The sequence below is a fragment of the Amycolatopsis albidoflavus genome (assembly GCF_039525725.1).
In the GTDB taxonomy this organism is placed as follows: Bacteria; Actinomycetota; Actinomycetes; order Mycobacteriales; family Pseudonocardiaceae; genus Amycolatopsis; species Amycolatopsis albidoflava.
Genome location: NZ_BAAAHV010000026.1, coordinates 136,645 through 151,232, shown reverse-complemented (window position 1 = coordinate 151,232; position 14,588 = coordinate 136,645). Strand labels below are relative to the sequence as shown.

The window sequence follows — 14,588 nt, the reverse complement described above, 5'->3', positions numbered from 1 at the left end:
TCAGGGACTCTGAGTCCCTCAGGGTTCCCCTCACGGACCACTAAGCCAGGAGGTCCCGCATCATCTGCCAGAGCTTCTCGCGCGCGGGTTCGGTCAGGGACAACGCCGGGATCGTCAGGAAGCCGTGGAACAGGCCCTCGAAACGGTGCGCGGTCGCGGAGACCCCGGCTTCCCGCAAGCGCTCGGCGTAGGCGTCTCCGGCCGTGCACAGCGGATCCATTTCCGCGGTCGCGACCACTGCGGGAGGAAGGTCCGCAAGAGACTCCGCCCGGGTCGGAACCAGGTAGGGGCTGTCAGTTCCGTTCGGCGCGTATTGCGCCCAGTACCACCGCATCGCGGTCTCGGTGTTGTAGTAACCCTCGCCGTAACGCTGATAGGACTCGGTGGAGAAATCATCGTCGATCACCGGGTACACCAAGACTTGCGCGGCGATGCGCGGGCCGCCGCGGTCGCGTGCCGCGAGGCACACTGTCGCGGCTAGATTGCCCCCGGCGCTGTCGCCAGCCACGCCGATCCGGGCCGGGTCTCCCCCGTACTCAGCGGCGTGTTCGGTGGCCCAGACCAGCGCCGCGTACACGTCCTCCATCGCTGCGGGACCAGGATGTTCCGGGGCCAGCCGGTAGTCGACCGCGATCACCACGGCCTCGACCGCATCGGCCATGGCACGGCAGAACTCGTCGTGGCTGTCGAGGTCGCAGAATACGAACCCGCCGCCGTGCGCGAAGACCACGACCGGGAGCGGCCCTTCGTGGTGCGGCGCGTAGATCCGCAGGGCCAGGTCGCCGCCAGGACCCTCGATGACTTGATCTTCCGCGATCCGCATCGCGGGCTGACGCGTCAGCGGCGCCCGCCGGGAGCGGATGAGCGCCCGCAGGTCCGCGGGATCGTGCCGAGTCACGTCCGGGAAGTCCGCCAGACCGGCGAGCATCGCCTTCACCTCGGCGGCGGGATCGTCGAGCACGAACCCGCGATACCCGGCGGACGCGACCTCGTCGCAGATCGCGCGGTACTTGCCGAGCCCGCCCACGTACGGCATGAACACCCGGGGCTTGCCGGGGATGTTCGCGCCGAGGTACCAGGAGTTGGCGGCCGGGAACAGCGTCGCCGCCGCGTTGGCGTTGCACGTGGCCACCCATTCCGCGACGGCGTCTTCGCTCGCCTCGATCGTCGTCGCGCGGTGCTCGTCGAGGTAGTCCACACAGGACGCGATCCAGTCCACGTGCTGTTCGGCGGTCAGCACCATGTTCGCCAGCACGCTCGGGCTGCCGGGCCCGGACACGACGAACATGTTGGGAAATCCCGAAACCGCCAGCCCGAGGTAGGTGCGCGGGCCCGCCGACCATTCGTCGCGCAGCGTGCGCCCGTCCCGGCCGCGGATGTCGATGCGGGACAGCGAACCGGTCATCGCGTCGAAACCGGTGGCGAAGATCAGCATGTCGAGTTCGTGCAGACCGTCCTCCGTGCGGACGCCGTCCGGAGTGATCTCGGTGATCGGCGTGCGCCGGAGGTTGACCAGCTCGACGTTTTCCCGGTTGTACGCCTCGAAATACCCGCTGTCGGTGACGATGCGTTTCGTGCCGATCGGATGGTCGTCCGGGATGAGCTGTTCGGCGATCTCCGGGTCGTGCACGAGTTCGCGGATTTTGGCTTCGACGTATTCGCGCGCGGTGTCGTTGGCGGCGAGATTCGTGGTCTGGTCGGGGAAAGCCTTGGCGAACAGGTATCCCCCGCGTTCCCACCACTGGTCGTAGATCCGGGTCCGCTCGGCGGCGTCGACTTCGAGCGCGCCGCGCGGGTGCGGGCTGTTGGGCGTGCCGCCGCCGCTGATCCGCGACAACCGCCGCCGTTCGGGATAACCGGCTTTGACTTCCGCGAGGTACTCGGGCGTCAGCGGCCGGTTCCGCGCGGGAATCGAATAGTTCGGGCTGCGCTGGAAAACCGTCACTCGCGCGGCGGTTTCGGCGACGACCGGGACCGTCTGGATGCCGGACGACCCGGTCCCGATCACGCCGACGCGCTTGCCCTCGAATTCCACGCCGTGATGCGGCCAGGCTCCGGTGTGATACAGCTCGCCCGCGAAACTGTCCCGCCCCGGAATGTCCGGCAGGTTGGTGGCCGACAGGACACCGGTGGCCAGCACGAGAAACCGCGCGCTGACCGTCCGGGCGGTGTCGGTGCGGATCGTCCACCGCCCGGACCGGTCGTCGTAGTCCGCCGCCGTCACCCTGGTCGAAAACTCGTACGCCGAGCGCAGGTCGTGCCGGTCCGCGACGTGGCCGAGATACCGCAGAATCTCTTCCTGGGCCGCGAACCGCTCGCTCCACGTCCATTCCTGCTGCAGTTCTTCGTCGAACGAGTAGGAATAGTCGATGCTTTCGACGTCGCAGCGCGCACCGGGGTACCGGTTGTGGTACCAAGTTCCGCCCACCCCGGCCGCGCTCTCGAAGCCGCGCACCCGCATGCCGCGCGCACGCAGTTTGTGCACCGCGTAGAGCCCGGCGATCCCGGCGCCGACGACGACCGCGTCGAAAGAGTTTTCCACGTCAGGCATCCACAGTGGACTCGGCGGCCTTCTGCGCTTCCTTCATTTCCTTCATCCAGAGCCATTCGTGGCCCCAGTAGCTGTCCGCGGTGATTTCCTCGGCGGTGTAGTAGCTTTCGTCGACGGGCTGGCCGCCGTAGCCGTACTCGATGTCCCAGCCGCCGGGGACGCGCACGTAGAACGAGATCATCTTGTCGTTGGTGTGCCGCCCCAGTGTCGAGGACACCGGGAAATCGCGCGCCAGCACCTGGTCGTAGGCGCGGCCGACCGCGTCGAGCGAATCGACCTCCACCATGACGTGGATCAGACCCGGGTCCCGGCCTTCCAGGCTCGGCATGATCGCCAGGCTGTGGTGGCGCTGGTTGATCCCGAGGAACCGGATCCGCAGCGGACCGGCTTCGGGCGGGCCGGGCATCCGGAACGCGCCGCGCGAAAGGAAGCCGAGCGTTTCGGTGTAGAACTCGAAGGACTCGTCGAAGCTGGTGGTCGGCATGACCACGTGGCCGAGTCCCTGCGCGCCGGTGACGAACTTGTGGGCGTACTTGGTCACCACCGGGCTGTGTTCGAGCACCGGACCGTGGAAGAACTCCAGCGGAGTGCCGCCAGGATCCTTCGCGGAGAAGCCGGCCTCGACCTTGCGCCGGTCGGCGAGTTCCTGCGACATCGGCGTGCACTCCACGCCAGCGTCTTCGAGCGTCGCGCGGAGCCTGCGCAACGCCGGAGCGTCGCGCACTTCCCAGCCGACCGCCGTCACGCGATCGGCGTCGCCGTGCTCGACGGTGATCCGCGACGGGCGCTCGTCCATCCGGAAGTGCAGCGCGTCCTTCTCGTCGCCGAAGCCCGGCGCGAAACCGAGCACGTCGAAGCCGAGTTCGCGCCAGCGCTCCAGGTCGGTGGCGATGACCCGGACGTAGCCGAGTCCCTTGATTTCGCTCATGACGGAGGTCCTTTCTCAGATCATCACGCGCAGGGGACCCTGCGGGACTTCGACGTTCAGCGACGCCAGTGCGGCGGCGTGGTAGGTGGTGCTGGTGACGTGGATCGCGTGGTGCAGACCGGCGTGCGCGTCCCGCCAGAAGCGCTGCAGCGGGTTGTCCATCCGCAACGCGTTCCCGCCGGCGCGGTCGAAGATCTCGTCGGCGGCGCGGACCGCTCGCCACGCCGCGCGGGCCTGGTCGCGGCGGATCTGGGCGCGGGTGGCGAAGTCGATCTCCTCGCCGCGGTCGACCTTGTCCCACACTTTGTCCACATTGGACAGAAGCTGCTGGCGCGCGGCGTCGATCTCCGAGGCCGAATCGCTGAGCGCGTGCAGCACATACGGATCGTCCTTGACGAGAGTGCCGGTCGCGCCGACGCGATTGCGCTGGTACTCGACCCCGGCGGCCAGCACGCCCTCGCAAATGCCGATGGTGGCCGAGGTGATGCCCAGCGGGAAGATCGTCGACCACGGCATCTTGTACAGCGTCTCGGTGACGCCGTACTCCCTCGCCGCGGAGCCGTCGATGACCTTGTCCGCGTCCATCACCCGGTAAGCCGGGACGAACGCGTCCTTGACCACGATGTCCTTGCTGCCGGTGCCGCGAAGGCCGACGACGTCCCAGGAACCGTCGATGATCTCGTAATCCGAACGCGGCAGGATCACGTGCATGCTGTGCGGCGGCATCAGCGGCTGGCCGTCCTGGCCGCCGAGCATCGCGCCGAGGAAAATCCAGTCGCAGTGGTCGGTTCCCGACGAGAACTGCCAGCGGCCGTTCAGCACGAAACCGCCGTCGGCCGGCACCGCGACCCCGGCGGGCATGTACGGCGACGCCTGCCACGTATCGGTGTCCTCGCCCAGGATCTCTTCCTGCACCTTCGGATCCGCGAAGGCCAGCTGCCACGGGTGGACGCCGACGATGCCGCCCACCCAACCCGCCGACCCGTAGACGCTCGCGGTCTTCATGACCGTCTCGGCGAACTCGCGCGGGTGGGCCTCGTAGCCGTTGTACTTCTTGCGCTGCAGCAACCGGATGATGCCCGCCTGCTTGAGCCGCTTGGCCATGTCGTCGGGAAGGCGGCCGAGCGACTCGCCCTCGTCGGCGGCGGCCCGGAGTTCGTCGGCGATCGCCTCGATGTTGTCGAGCACTGGATTCGGCATAGGGGCTCCTAGATCTTCGCAGTGGGTCGAGCTTGCCAACCAGGAAGCCGGATCGGACCGGGTCTCCTGATGAGTGGAACAGCGGCCTCAGTACTCGATGGCGATCTCGTCGCTGACCGGTTCCGCCTGGCACGCCAGGATGTAACCGTCGGCGAGATCGTCTTCGGTCAGAATCTCGTTGCGCGCCAGGTTCACCTTGCCTTCCGTCAACGCGCACACGCACGCGCTGCAGGCGCCTTCGCGGCACGAGTACGGCGCGTCGACGCCTGCGGCCAAGAGCGCGTCGAGGAGTTTCTGCCCGGCATTCCAGGGCACGACGTGGTCGTCGCCGTCGAGCGAGACCCGTACCGTGCTCGCTACCTCGCCGGTCCCGGCCTCCGGGTCGGCGGCGAACGGATCTTGCTGCAGGGAAAGGAATCGCTCCGAGTGCACCTTGGTCCCGGGGATTCCGGCGCAGACGTCCGCCGCCAGGTCCATCAACGGTTCCGGACCGCAGAGGTAGACGTCGCGGCCGGCGAACGGACGCAGCAGCACGGTCAGCAGGTTCCGGCCGGGATAGCCCTGCAGCGACTCCAGCAGGTGGATCACCGTGAAGCGATCGGGAAACTTGCTCTCGAGGGCGGCCAGTTCTCCGGCGAAGATCACCGACGCCTCGTCCCGGTTCGCGTAGATCAGCACGACGTTCCCGCTGCCGCCGAACAGGATCGACTTCGCGATGGCGATCACCGGCGTGATCCCGCTGCCGCCCGCGACCAGCACCACCGGCTGGTCCAGCGACGCGGGCGTGAACGTCCCGGCGGGCGGGAGGACGTCGAGTTCGTCCCCGGCCGCGACCGTGTCGCACAGCCAGTTGGAGCCGTGTCCGCCCCGCACGCGCTTGACGGTGAACTTCATCGCCTGATCGCTGTGCGGCGAACTCGACAGCGAGTAGCAGCGGGCGGACCCCGTTCCGGCGTCCGGGACCCGCACGGTCAGGAACTGCCCCGCGCGGTAACCGAACGCGGCTTCCCCGACCGGCTCCACGACGAACGAGCGCGCGTCGGCGGTCTCCTCCACGACGTCGGTCACCCGGACCCGCTTGCCGCGCGAACCCGGCGCGGCCTCGCGGCCCGTACTCGTTTCGGTGGACATCCACCCTCCTGGTCCTCGTCGCCTGATCGGGGAACGGTAGGGCCGCGCCCGGCCGCCGGACCGCGGTCGTTTCGCTGACTGGGAGGCCGGTCGCGAAAGATCTTGCCCGGCAGGCGCTTCCGGCCAGGTCAGCGGTGAAATCGGCACCGGCTTCCCACCAAGCGGTTGCTCGGTCTCCGCCCCGGTCCCGGCTGTGCTTGCATCCCCGCATGCTGACCATCGACAAGATCACCCAGACCGTCGCGGAGTACGCGCGCAGGCTCGAAGCGGGCGACGCGGCCAAGATCGCCGAGCTTTACGCCGAGGACGCCACCGTCGAAGACCCCGCGGGCAGCGCCGTCCGCAAGGGCCGTGCAGCCATCGCCGCGTTCTACAGCGAACTCGACGGCCTCGCTCTCACCGCCGAACTGCTGACCGTCCGCGCGTCCGGCGACACGGCGGCCTTCCATCTGCGCGTGATCACCACGACCGAGGAGTTCGTCAGCTCGATCGAGCCGATCGACGTCATGACGTTCGACGAACACGGCCGGATCACGAGCATGCGCGCGATCTGGAGCCCGGCCGACGTCGTGCACCACCGGCGTTCCAGTCAGTGAACTGTGACCCGGTTCATGGCCCCGGCACTTGTTAAAACCGGAACGCACCGGACTGACAGCTCCCCACCAACCCTTTCCAGGAGAGCGCGATGACTTCTCTGCAACCGGACGAGATCCGCCTGATCGAAGCGGATTCGGCACCGTCCCGCTTCGCCCGCGGCTGGCATTGCCTGGGTCTCGTCCGCGATTTCGCCGACGGGAAACCGCATACCGTGCACGCCTTCGGCACGAAACTCGTGGTGTTCCGCGGGGAGAGCGGAAAGATCAATATTCTCGATTCCTACTGCCGGCATCTCGGCGGCGACCTGTCCCAGGGCGAGGTCAAGGGCGACGAGATCGCCTGCCCGTTCCACGACTGGCGCTGGGGCGGCGACGGCCGGTGCAAGCAGATCCCGTACAGCAAACGCGTCCCCATGCTCGCGCGCACCCGGGCGTGGACGACTTTGGAGCAGGACGGGCTGCTGTTCGTCTGGCACGACCCGGAAGGCAAGAAGCCGACCGAGGAGGTCGCCATCCCGCGCATCGAGGGCGCGGAAAGCGACGAGTGGACCGACTGGCACTGGTACACCACCGTCGTGAACACGAACTGCCGCGAGATCATCGACAACGTCGTGGACATGGCGCATTTCTTTTATGTGCACGGATCGCTGCCGACGTACTTCAAGAACGTCTTCGAGGGCCACGTCGCGACCCAGTACATGAACGGCGACGCCCGCGACGACTATCCCGCGCCCGAGGGCCAGCCGAAAATGCTCGGCACCACCTCCGTCGCGTCGTATTACGGCCCGTCGTTCATGATCGACGACCTGACTTACCACTACGAGTTCGGCGATCACCACACGGTTCTGCTCAACTGCCACTACCCGATCTCGGCGGATTCGTTCGTGCTGCAGTACGGGATCATCGTCAAGAAGTCGGCGTCGCTGCCGGAAGACGCGGCGATGGCGTCGGCGATCGCGCTCGGCGACTACATCAAGGTCGGCTTCGAGCAGGACGTCGAGATCTGGAAGAACAAGGCCCGGATCGACAACCCGCTGCTGTGCGAGGAAGACGGGCCGGTGTACCAGCTGCGCCGCTGGTATGAGCAGTTCTACGTCGACGTCGCGGATGTCCAGCCGGAGATGGTCGACCGGTTCGAGTACGAACTGGATCTCACTCGGCCGACGAAGGCGTGGCACGACGAGGTGGCCGCCAACATCGCCCGGCAGGCCAAGCCGACGGAGACCGCGCCGTGAGCGAACTCAGGACCGACAACCGGCTCGACGACGTGCCGATGCAGCCGCTGCGGTGCCAGCACTGCGCCGCGCGGCTGCTGGTGCGCAAGAGCACCGTGCACCAGACGAGCCTGCAGTGGAACGCCGAAGCCGTCGAAGCCTGCGCGGAACTCGGCGCGTCGCCGATGCCGGGACCCGCGCTGGCCGGATGTTCGCGACTCAAGGAGTCCCTCGAGGCCGAAGTCGCCGCAGGACGGCTTCGGATCGTCCAGACGGTATGACCACACAGGTGCGCCGTGCCCGGTTTGGCCGGACACGGCGCACTTTTCTGTCCGCGAGCCGGTTTACAGCCGAGCGTCGATGTGCCTACACTCCAAGGTGTCAGATTCTGACAGGTAGTCTTAATCTGACACACGCAGTCTCTGGAGGTGGTGGTGCAATGGCGCACATCGAGGAAGCCCCCGCGGCGATGATCGACCGCGTCGCGTCCCTGCTGGAGTCTTTCGTGGGCGAACGGCCGCTGACCCTGGCCGAACTCGCCCGCCGCTCCCACGTCCCGCGGTCGTCAGCGCACCGGATCCTGCAGCGGCTGGTCGAACTCGGCTGGGTGGAGCGCAAGGAGTTCACCTACACGCTCGGCGTGCGGATGTTCGAGCTCGGCTCCCAGTTCACCCGGCGGCGCACCGTCCCGCGCGCCGCCGTCGCGGTGATGGCCGAACTGCACCGCCGCAGCGGGATGACCGTGTACCTGAGCATGCTGGTCGGCTCCGAGATCATGCACCTGGAGCGGATCGGCTCGTGGCCGTCCGCCTCCGGGCAGTGGAGCGCGGGCGCCCGGCAGCCGGTCCCGCTCACCGCCCCCGGCCGGGCGCTGCTCGCCACCCTGTCGCCCGATCATTGGCCTGAGCTGCATTTCGGGTACGCGCCGACGCAGTACTCCATCCAGTCGCGCAGCCAGCTCCTGCGCGACCTTGCCCGGGTCCGCGACCGCGGAGGCGTCGCCGTCGATGCGCAGGGCACTCATCACGGCGTGACTGTCGTAGCCGCCCCGATCACCACGATGGACGATGACGGACACTTCGCGCTGTCGGTATGCGGGCCGACCCGAGCGCTCGACTTGGTCTCGACGATCACCGAGGTGCGCAATGCCGCCGCTACCGTGTGGCGGGTCGCCAACGGGGTTCCGACGCTGCGACCTCGGGCGGTGCCGGAGCTTCCTGCGGTTGAGCTGCAGTTGGCCAACGGCGGACCTGCTGCTGGCTAGCCGGCCCTCGATGCGGAGGGCCGGCCAGCCGGGTCGTCAGGCGGTTTGGCCGCCGTCGATCACGAAATCCTGTCCGGTGCAGTAACTGCTCGCGTCGCTGGCGAGGAACGCCACCAGCGCGGCCACCTCAGCCGTCGTGCCGGGACGAGGGATCGGCTGACCCGCCACCGCTCCCCCGCCCGCGCGGGTCGTCTCGGAGATCATCTGCGTGTCGATCGCACCCGGGCAGACGCAGTTGACCCGGATGCCGAACTCGCCAAGCTCCTTCGCCGCGGATTTGCTTGCCCCGCGCAGTCCCCATTTAGACGCGCTGTACCCGAGCCCGCCCGCGAAACCGGTCAACCCCGCGGTCGAGGCGACGTTGATGATCGAACCGCCGCGGTCGCGCATCAACGGCAGCACGGCCTGTATCCCGAGAACCGGCCCGATCAGGTTGACGCCCAAGGTCTGCGCCAAATGGTCCTCCTCGAAACTCGCCAACGGCGCCTTGCGGTAGAACCCGGCGTTGTTGACGAGCACGTCGACCCGGCCGAACTCGGCGCGGACTCGTTCCATGGCGGCGGTCCAGTTCTCCTTGCTGCGCACGTCCAGCCCGACGGCTCGCCCGTCGATCTCCGCCGCGACCTTCGCGACGGCGCTGTCGTCGAGGTCGGCCAGCACGACGCTCGCGCCCAGCCGGGCCGCCGTCCGGGCGTGCTCCGCGCCCTGTCCTTGTGCGGCACCGGTGACGAACACGATCTTGTCCCGCAGATCCACGAGTTGGTCGGTCACGTTCCACTTCCTTCGGCTCGGGGTGCGTGGTCGCGCGAAAGTACCTTCGACAGCGGAAAGAGCGGGGCGCATGCGTCGGCTCAATGGACACCTCCGGCGCTCGGTTGACCAACGCGGCACAGCCTCGTAGTCTCGACCAAGCGTTTGCTTGCCATCGTCCCCGACAGGAGAAGACCGGCCCTTGAACGACTTTCACGGCAAGCCGGGCGTCGCGGTCGTGACCGGAGGCACCGGAGGGCTGGGCGCCGCGATCTGCCGGACGCTCGCCGGACGCGGCTGCGCGATCGCCTTCACCTACCGCAGCAATCAGGAAGCAGCGAGCAAGCTGGCGACCGAACTCGGCGCGACGGCCGATTCTCTCGATCTCGCCGACCCCGCGCAGAGCAAGGCGTTCATCGGCAGCGTGGTCGAGCGTTTCGGGGCGATCCACACCCTCGTCCACGCCGCCGGGCCGCTCGTCCCGCAGCAGCATCTGTCTACAGTGGACCCTGGCGAGTTCGGCAGGCACCTTGCCGCGGAAGCCGCCGCGTTCTTCAATCTTGTGCATCCGGCATTGCCCGCGCTGCGAGCCAGCAAAGGATCGATCGTGGCGGTCACCACCGCGGCGACCAAGCGCTATCCAGTCCGCGACGGTCTGTCCGCGGGGCCCAAGGGTGCGGTCGAAGCGACCGCCCGGGCACTCGCGGCCGAGGAGGGCCGGTTCGGCGTCCGCGTCAACTGCGTCGGGCCCGGGATGTTGACCGACGGCATGGCCGCGGACCTGATGGCGCGCGGCGACCTCGACGAACGCGCTCTTGAGGCCGCCCGGCGCGCCATCCCGTTGCGCACCTTCGGCAGCGCGCAGGACATCGCGGAAGCGGTGTGTTTCCTGGCCTCGGACCGGGCCGAGTTCATCAGCGGGCAGAAGCTCGACGTGGACGGCGGATACGGCGTCTGATCTAGCTGTCCCAGCCGCTGATGAACTCCTCGACCATCCCGGGCACGTCCGAGGCGTTCCCGATCAGTGCCGCGTGCATCATCCGCACCTGCAAGTCCTCCTGCCGCACCAGATAGTCGAGAAAATCCCCCGGTGTCCCGGACGCGGCCAGGCACCGGAGGTCTTCCGCGTACTCGACCGTCCTCGGGTACGCGATCCGCAGCAGTTCGCGCAGCAAGGGTTTCGGGGTGTGCCCGGTGAGCCAGCCCCGCAAGCGCGTCCGCGGACTCGGCCGATAGCGGATCGACAGGCGTTCCGCGGCGGCCCGGTACCGAGGCGCGCTGAATGCCTCCAACCGGGCGTAGCCAGCGAAGAACGGGCCAAGCTCGTGCGCAGCGGCGCGGGAGGCGAGCAGTGTCATCGAGATCCGCGCGAACTCGCGGTTCGCCAGCTCGAAACGGAAGCCGTCCTCGAAATCGGTGAATTTCACGGTCTCTCCGTCAGTCGTTGAGCACAGCGGCGACCTCGCGAGCCACCCGTTGGCCGGATTCGATCGCGCCTTCGATGTATCCGGCGTGTTCGGCGGCGGTCTCGGTGCCCGCCCAGTGGACGTGGCCGACCGGGTCGGCGGGGATCGGGAAGTAGCCGTCGCGGCTGCCGGGTTTCGGGAGGGCCGAGTAGCCGCCGCCGGCGTGGTCGTCCAGGTGCCAGGCCTTTTCGTGGAAGCTCGCCGGTGAGCGGACTTCCGGGCCTAGCCGTGCCGCGAGCGGGCCTAGGACCAGGTCACGCCGTTCGTCCGGGGCCAGCGCGTCAAGTTCGCGCGCTGGGCTGCCGCCGATCAGCACGCACAGGTGTCCCGGGCCGCCGGGTGGCGAGGTGTCGAAGGTGACCGAGGCGGGCTTGTCGAGGACGACGAGTTCGGCCTCGTTCCGCTCCCGCCAAAATGGACGGTCGTAGACCGCGATCGCTTTGTACACCGCGCCCAGGTACATGTTCTTCGCCAGCCTCGTGCGGGCGGCCGGGAGCGGCGGGTGGAAGGCGATCCGCGCGGCGGTCGGTGGCGGGGCAGTGATGATCGCCTTCTTAGCGGAAACCACGCCGGACAGCGTTTCCACGGTTACTTCCTCGGCGGCAGAACGCACTGCGGTAACCCGGCAATCCGTCCGCACCCGGGTGCCCAGCTCCGCGGCCAACCGCTCGGCGAGCGTTCCGGCGCCCTCGGTCAGCAGGCTGTCTTGCGCGCCGCCCTTGGTCGCCATCATTGTGGCCAGCCCGCCTTGGTGCCGGATCATCGAGGCGAACGCGTGCATCGTCAGGAGGTCGAGGTCTGCGCAGCTCGACGCCGCGACGAGGGCTTCGAGGACCCGTCGCGAACGCCGTCCGGGCGACTTGGCGATCCACTGCCCGACCGTCGTGTGCTCCCACTTCGCGGGAGCGCCGAGCTTCGCCCGCAGTTCCCACACCGCGAGCGCCAGGTTCGCCGCGGCCATCGTAGATCTCGGCACAGGCTTGGCATCGTCGACCACGACGGGGCGTTTCGGTGTGTGCATGGGGAAAACGGTCCCGCCGAGTTCCTTCGCCAATGTCTCGAACCGATGGTGACCGTGGCCGATCCACTGGCCGCCGAGGTCCAGCCGAGACCCCAGTGCGGAGGTCTCCGACAGGACGCGGCCGCCTACCCGGCCCGCGGATTCGAGCACGACGACATCGATCCCGGCGCGGCGCAGGTCGCGTGCGGCGACTAGCCCGGCCATTCCGGCCCCGACGATCGCCACGGTCGTTTCAAGCGCCGGCGATGGCGTCATTCTGGTCCCTCCGAACGGATTCATTGCGGTGCCGCGTCACTGCGGCAACCGCACCGAGCACGGCGGCGATCGGAAGCAGCCACGGCAGGTAATCCAGTTGTTTCACCGTTCCCGCAGCCAAAACCGAGTAGTTCGAGATCATGTAAACGAGTCCGACCACCAGTCCGAGACCGCCGAGCACGGGCGCGACAATGGCGAGCAGGACGGGTTCGCCTTCGCGACGACGCAGGAAGAACCCGACGATCGACGCCGCGGCAATGGCCTGCAGCACCACGATGCCGAGCACGCCGAATCCGAACAGGCTGACTCCCATGCCGAGATAAGGATCCTTGCCCGCCAAGCCGAAAGCCGCGGTCACAACAGCGACGAGAAGCAACTGCAGCGCGCTGGCCGCGACGGGCGACCCGTAACGGGGATGCGTGCGCGTGAGCCAGTGCGGCAGCAGACCGGCTCGGGCGAGCGCGAACTGGTAACGAGCCGTATTGCAATGGAAGGCAAGGAAAGCCGCGAAAAGACTCGTCACGACGAGGACTGCCATCACGTCGGCCATGCCCTGGGAAAGCATCGAGGCCATCGCCTTGAACATGAAGTTTTGCGGATCCGCCTGCGCCGCGGCTTTCGCGTTCGAGAAACCGTAGGAAGTGATGGCCGCCCACATGGTCAGCAGATAGAAGATCGTGATCGCGGCCAGCGCGAGATAAGTCGCGCGCGGCACGCTGCGTCGCGGGTTTTTGGCTTCTTCGCCGTACAGTGCGGTCGCTTCGAATCCGGCGAACGAGCCGAAAGCGAGCATCAGGCTGATCCCGAAGCCGCCGCCGAACACGACGCTCGGCCGGAACACGCTGAGCGAGAAGCCATGGAATCCATTGTGGACCAAGACGGCGACGTCGAAGGCGAGCAGCACCAGCACTTCCGCCGCGAGCAGCACCGCCAGCGCTTTCGCGCTCAGCGTGACCTCGAAGTACGACAACGCCGCGACCGCGGCGAGGGCGACCACCGCCCAGGTCGCCCAGCCGAGGTGCAGGCCGAACTGCCCGGCGACGACGTCGGAGAAATAGGCCAGCGAACCGAAAATGCCGATCGTTCCGGCGTTGTAGGTGACCAGCGCCAGGCAGGCCGCGGCGCCGCCGGCGGCTTTGCCGAGCCCCTCCCTGGCGTAGGTGTAGAAGCCGCCGGTGTTGGTGATGCGGCGGCTCATCTGGACGTAACCCGCCGCGAACAACGCCAGGACCACCCCGGCGATCAGGTAGGTGCCAGGCACTCCCGGGCCGTTGCCGAGGGCGACGGACAGAGACAGGACTGCGACGACCACGCCCATCGGCGCGACGCCGGCGAGCACGAAGAACACGATGTCGGTGGTGCTGAGTGCGCCCTTTTCGAGCTGCTCGTCGGCAGCGCCGGGCGGAATGCTGGAGTTCATGGAGGCACCGTCCTCGGGGGACCGGATCGGACTGGAAAGTCGGACGTCCGTCCGAGAACAGTAGGTCAGCGGTCGCGGCGAAGCAACACTCTCCGCCGGAGCGGGTTATTTCGCGGCGCCGCGGACCCTGGCCACCGGCTGCGGGTCGGCGAGCATGACGAGCATGTCCAGCGCGTGGTTCAGGTCGCGGTGCGAGCGCTCGGAGTCGGGGTTCGCGACGTGCTGCAGGATCAGGCCGTCGACGACCGCGAGGCTGATCCGGCCGAGCACGTCGAAGCCGACCGCGCAGCGCTCCCCCGCCGCCTGCGCGGCCTGCTCGCAGAACCGGGTGACCAGCGTCGTGTACCGCTCGTACTGCAGGTGCGCGAGCCCGCCCGCACCCTCGGCGCGCAGCGAGTAGGTGGCCAGTTCGTACTGCATGATCTGCAGGCCGAGGCGGCTTTCCACCAGGCGGTTCCAGAAGTTCAGCACGCCGGCGCGCAGGGCGTGCTCGACGCCCTTGTCCAGTTCGAGGCCCGCGCGCAGGGTCGCGGCGATCTCGTCGATCACGGTCGTCAGCACCGACTGCAGCAGCAGGTCCTTCGACGGGAACACGTAGTGCAGCGTGCCCAGCGAGATGCCCGCCTCCGCGGCGACGGCGCGCAGGGTCGTGGCGGGCACGCCCACCTCGCTCAGGACGTTGACCGCCGCGCCGACGATCTGCTGCTCGCGTTCTGCTGCCTTGACGTAGGCCACTGGACTCCTGCTCCCCGCTCGGTCGTGCGCCCCGGACGGCCGCGCGTCCGGGAATTC

14 protein-coding genes are annotated in these 14,588 nt (G+C 68.1%); 5 read left to right on the top strand and 9 right to left on the bottom strand.

Annotated features, from left to right (window positions below; translation table 11 throughout):
* Nucleotides 1-40 precede the first annotated feature (40 nt).
* The 4 genes from ABD156_RS40850 to ABD156_RS40835 form a co-directional block, all read right to left on the bottom strand.
* A complete protein-coding gene (locus ABD156_RS40850; RefSeq protein ID WP_344286408.1) occupies nucleotides 41-2,542 on the bottom strand; it encodes a flavin-containing monooxygenase in 2,502 nt (833 codons plus the stop codon).
* Between the two features lies 1 nt (nucleotide 2,543).
* Nucleotides 2,544-3,479, bottom strand: a complete 936-nt coding sequence (locus ABD156_RS40845; RefSeq protein WP_344286407.1) for a VOC family protein — start codon at nucleotides 3,477-3,479, stop codon at nucleotides 2,544-2,546.
* A 15-nt stretch (nucleotides 3,480-3,494) separates the two neighbouring features.
* Nucleotides 3,495-4,679 (bottom strand): acyl-CoA dehydrogenase family protein, encoded by a 1,185-nt coding sequence (locus ABD156_RS40840; protein ID WP_344286406.1) that lies wholly within the window; start codon nucleotides 4,677-4,679, stop codon nucleotides 3,495-3,497.
* Between the two features lie 87 nt (nucleotides 4,680-4,766).
* Nucleotides 4,767-5,810 (bottom strand): 2Fe-2S iron-sulfur cluster-binding protein, encoded by a 1,044-nt coding sequence (locus ABD156_RS40835; RefSeq protein WP_344286405.1) that lies wholly within the window; start codon nucleotides 5,808-5,810, stop codon nucleotides 4,767-4,769.
* A gap of 209 nt (nucleotides 5,811-6,019) precedes the next feature.
* Between ABD156_RS40835 and ABD156_RS40830 the strand changes: the two genes are divergently transcribed.
* The 4 genes from ABD156_RS40830 to ABD156_RS40815 all read left to right on the top strand — a co-directional run bounded on the left by ABD156_RS40830 (nucleotide 6,020) and on the right by ABD156_RS40815 (nucleotide 8,884).
* Entirely contained in the window at nucleotides 6,020-6,406 is a 387-nt protein-coding gene (locus ABD156_RS40830; RefSeq protein ID WP_344286404.1) for a nuclear transport factor 2 family protein, read from the top strand.
* An 89-nt stretch (nucleotides 6,407-6,495) separates the two neighbouring features.
* On the top strand, nucleotides 6,496-7,641 hold the full coding sequence (locus ABD156_RS40825; RefSeq protein WP_344286403.1) for a 3-ketosteroid-9-alpha-monooxygenase, oxygenase component: 1,146 nt from the start codon (nucleotides 6,496-6,498) through the stop codon (nucleotides 7,639-7,641).
* A complete protein-coding gene (locus ABD156_RS40820; RefSeq protein ID WP_344286402.1) occupies nucleotides 7,638-7,901 on the top strand; it encodes a ferredoxin in 264 nt (87 codons plus the stop codon). The genes ABD156_RS40825 and ABD156_RS40820 overlap by 4 nt, the downstream gene beginning before the upstream one ends.
* A gap of 158 nt (nucleotides 7,902-8,059) precedes the next feature.
* On the top strand, nucleotides 8,060-8,884 hold the full coding sequence (locus tag ABD156_RS40815) for an IclR family transcriptional regulator (RefSeq protein WP_344286401.1): 825 nt from the start codon (nucleotides 8,060-8,062) through the stop codon (nucleotides 8,882-8,884).
* 36 nt (nucleotides 8,885-8,920) lie between these two features.
* Here the strand turns inward: ABD156_RS40815 and ABD156_RS40810 are convergent, their stop codons facing one another.
* Nucleotides 8,921-9,655 carry an SDR family NAD(P)-dependent oxidoreductase gene (locus ABD156_RS40810; RefSeq protein ID WP_344286400.1) on the bottom strand — a complete coding sequence of 245 codons (735 nt, stop codon included), beginning with the start codon at nucleotides 9,653-9,655 and terminating at the stop codon, nucleotides 8,921-8,923.
* 181 nt (nucleotides 9,656-9,836) lie between these two features.
* Between ABD156_RS40810 and ABD156_RS40805 the strand changes: the two genes are divergently transcribed.
* Nucleotides 9,837-10,592, top strand: coding sequence for an SDR family NAD(P)-dependent oxidoreductase (locus ABD156_RS40805; RefSeq protein ID WP_344286399.1), 756 nt, complete (start codon nucleotides 9,837-9,839; stop codon nucleotides 10,590-10,592).
* Nucleotide 10,593: 1 nt separating this feature from the next.
* Here ABD156_RS40805 and ABD156_RS40800 read toward each other — a convergent pair whose 3' ends face one another.
* The 4 genes from ABD156_RS40800 to ABD156_RS40785 all read right to left on the bottom strand — a co-directional run bounded on the left by ABD156_RS40800 (nucleotide 10,594) and on the right by ABD156_RS40785 (nucleotide 14,531).
* Nucleotides 10,594-11,061, bottom strand: a complete 468-nt coding sequence (locus tag ABD156_RS40800; protein ID WP_344286398.1) for a hypothetical protein — start codon at nucleotides 11,059-11,061, stop codon at nucleotides 10,594-10,596.
* A gap of 10 nt (nucleotides 11,062-11,071) precedes the next feature.
* Entirely contained in the window at nucleotides 11,072-12,376 is a 1,305-nt protein-coding gene (locus ABD156_RS40795) for a flavin monoamine oxidase family protein (protein WP_344286397.1), read from the bottom strand.
* Nucleotides 12,354-13,796, bottom strand: coding sequence for an APC family permease (locus ABD156_RS40790; protein WP_344286396.1), 1,443 nt, complete (start codon nucleotides 13,794-13,796; stop codon nucleotides 12,354-12,356). Before ABD156_RS40790 ends, ABD156_RS40795 begins: the two co-directional genes overlap by 23 nt.
* Nucleotides 13,797-13,901: 105 nt before the next feature.
* Nucleotides 13,902-14,531, bottom strand: coding sequence for a TetR/AcrR family transcriptional regulator (locus tag ABD156_RS40785; RefSeq protein ID WP_344286395.1), 630 nt, complete (start codon nucleotides 14,529-14,531; stop codon nucleotides 13,902-13,904).
* Between the last annotated feature and the right edge of the window lie 57 nt (nucleotides 14,532-14,588).

What these genes read in the sequence shown, in the direction of transcription:
- ABD156_RS40845 (WP_344286407.1), bottom strand. Translation starts at nt 3,479, where the DNA reads ATGAGCGAAATCAAGGGACTCGGCTACGTCCGGGTCATCGCCACCGAC.
- ABD156_RS40840 (WP_344286406.1), bottom strand. Translation starts at nt 4,679, where the DNA reads ATGCCGAATCCAGTGCTCGACAACATCGAGGCGATCGCCGACGAACTC.
- ABD156_RS40835 (WP_344286405.1), bottom strand. Translation starts at nt 5,810, where the DNA reads ATGTCCACCGAAACGAGTACGGGCCGCGAGGCCGCGCCGGGTTCGCGC.
- ABD156_RS40830 (WP_344286404.1), top strand. Translation starts at nt 6,020, where the DNA reads ATGCTGACCATCGACAAGATCACCCAGACCGTCGCGGAGTACGCGCGC.
- ABD156_RS40825 (WP_344286403.1), top strand. Translation starts at nt 6,496, where the DNA reads ATGACTTCTCTGCAACCGGACGAGATCCGCCTGATCGAAGCGGATTCG.
- ABD156_RS40815 (WP_344286401.1), top strand. Translation starts at nt 8,060, where the DNA reads ATGGCGCACATCGAGGAAGCCCCCGCGGCGATGATCGACCGCGTCGCG.
- ABD156_RS40795 (WP_344286397.1), bottom strand. Translation starts at nt 12,376, where the DNA reads ATGACGCCATCGCCGGCGCTTGAAACGACCGTGGCGATCGTCGGGGCC.
- ABD156_RS40790 (WP_344286396.1), bottom strand. Translation starts at nt 13,796, where the DNA reads ATGAACTCCAGCATTCCGCCCGGCGCTGCCGACGAGCAGCTCGAAAAG.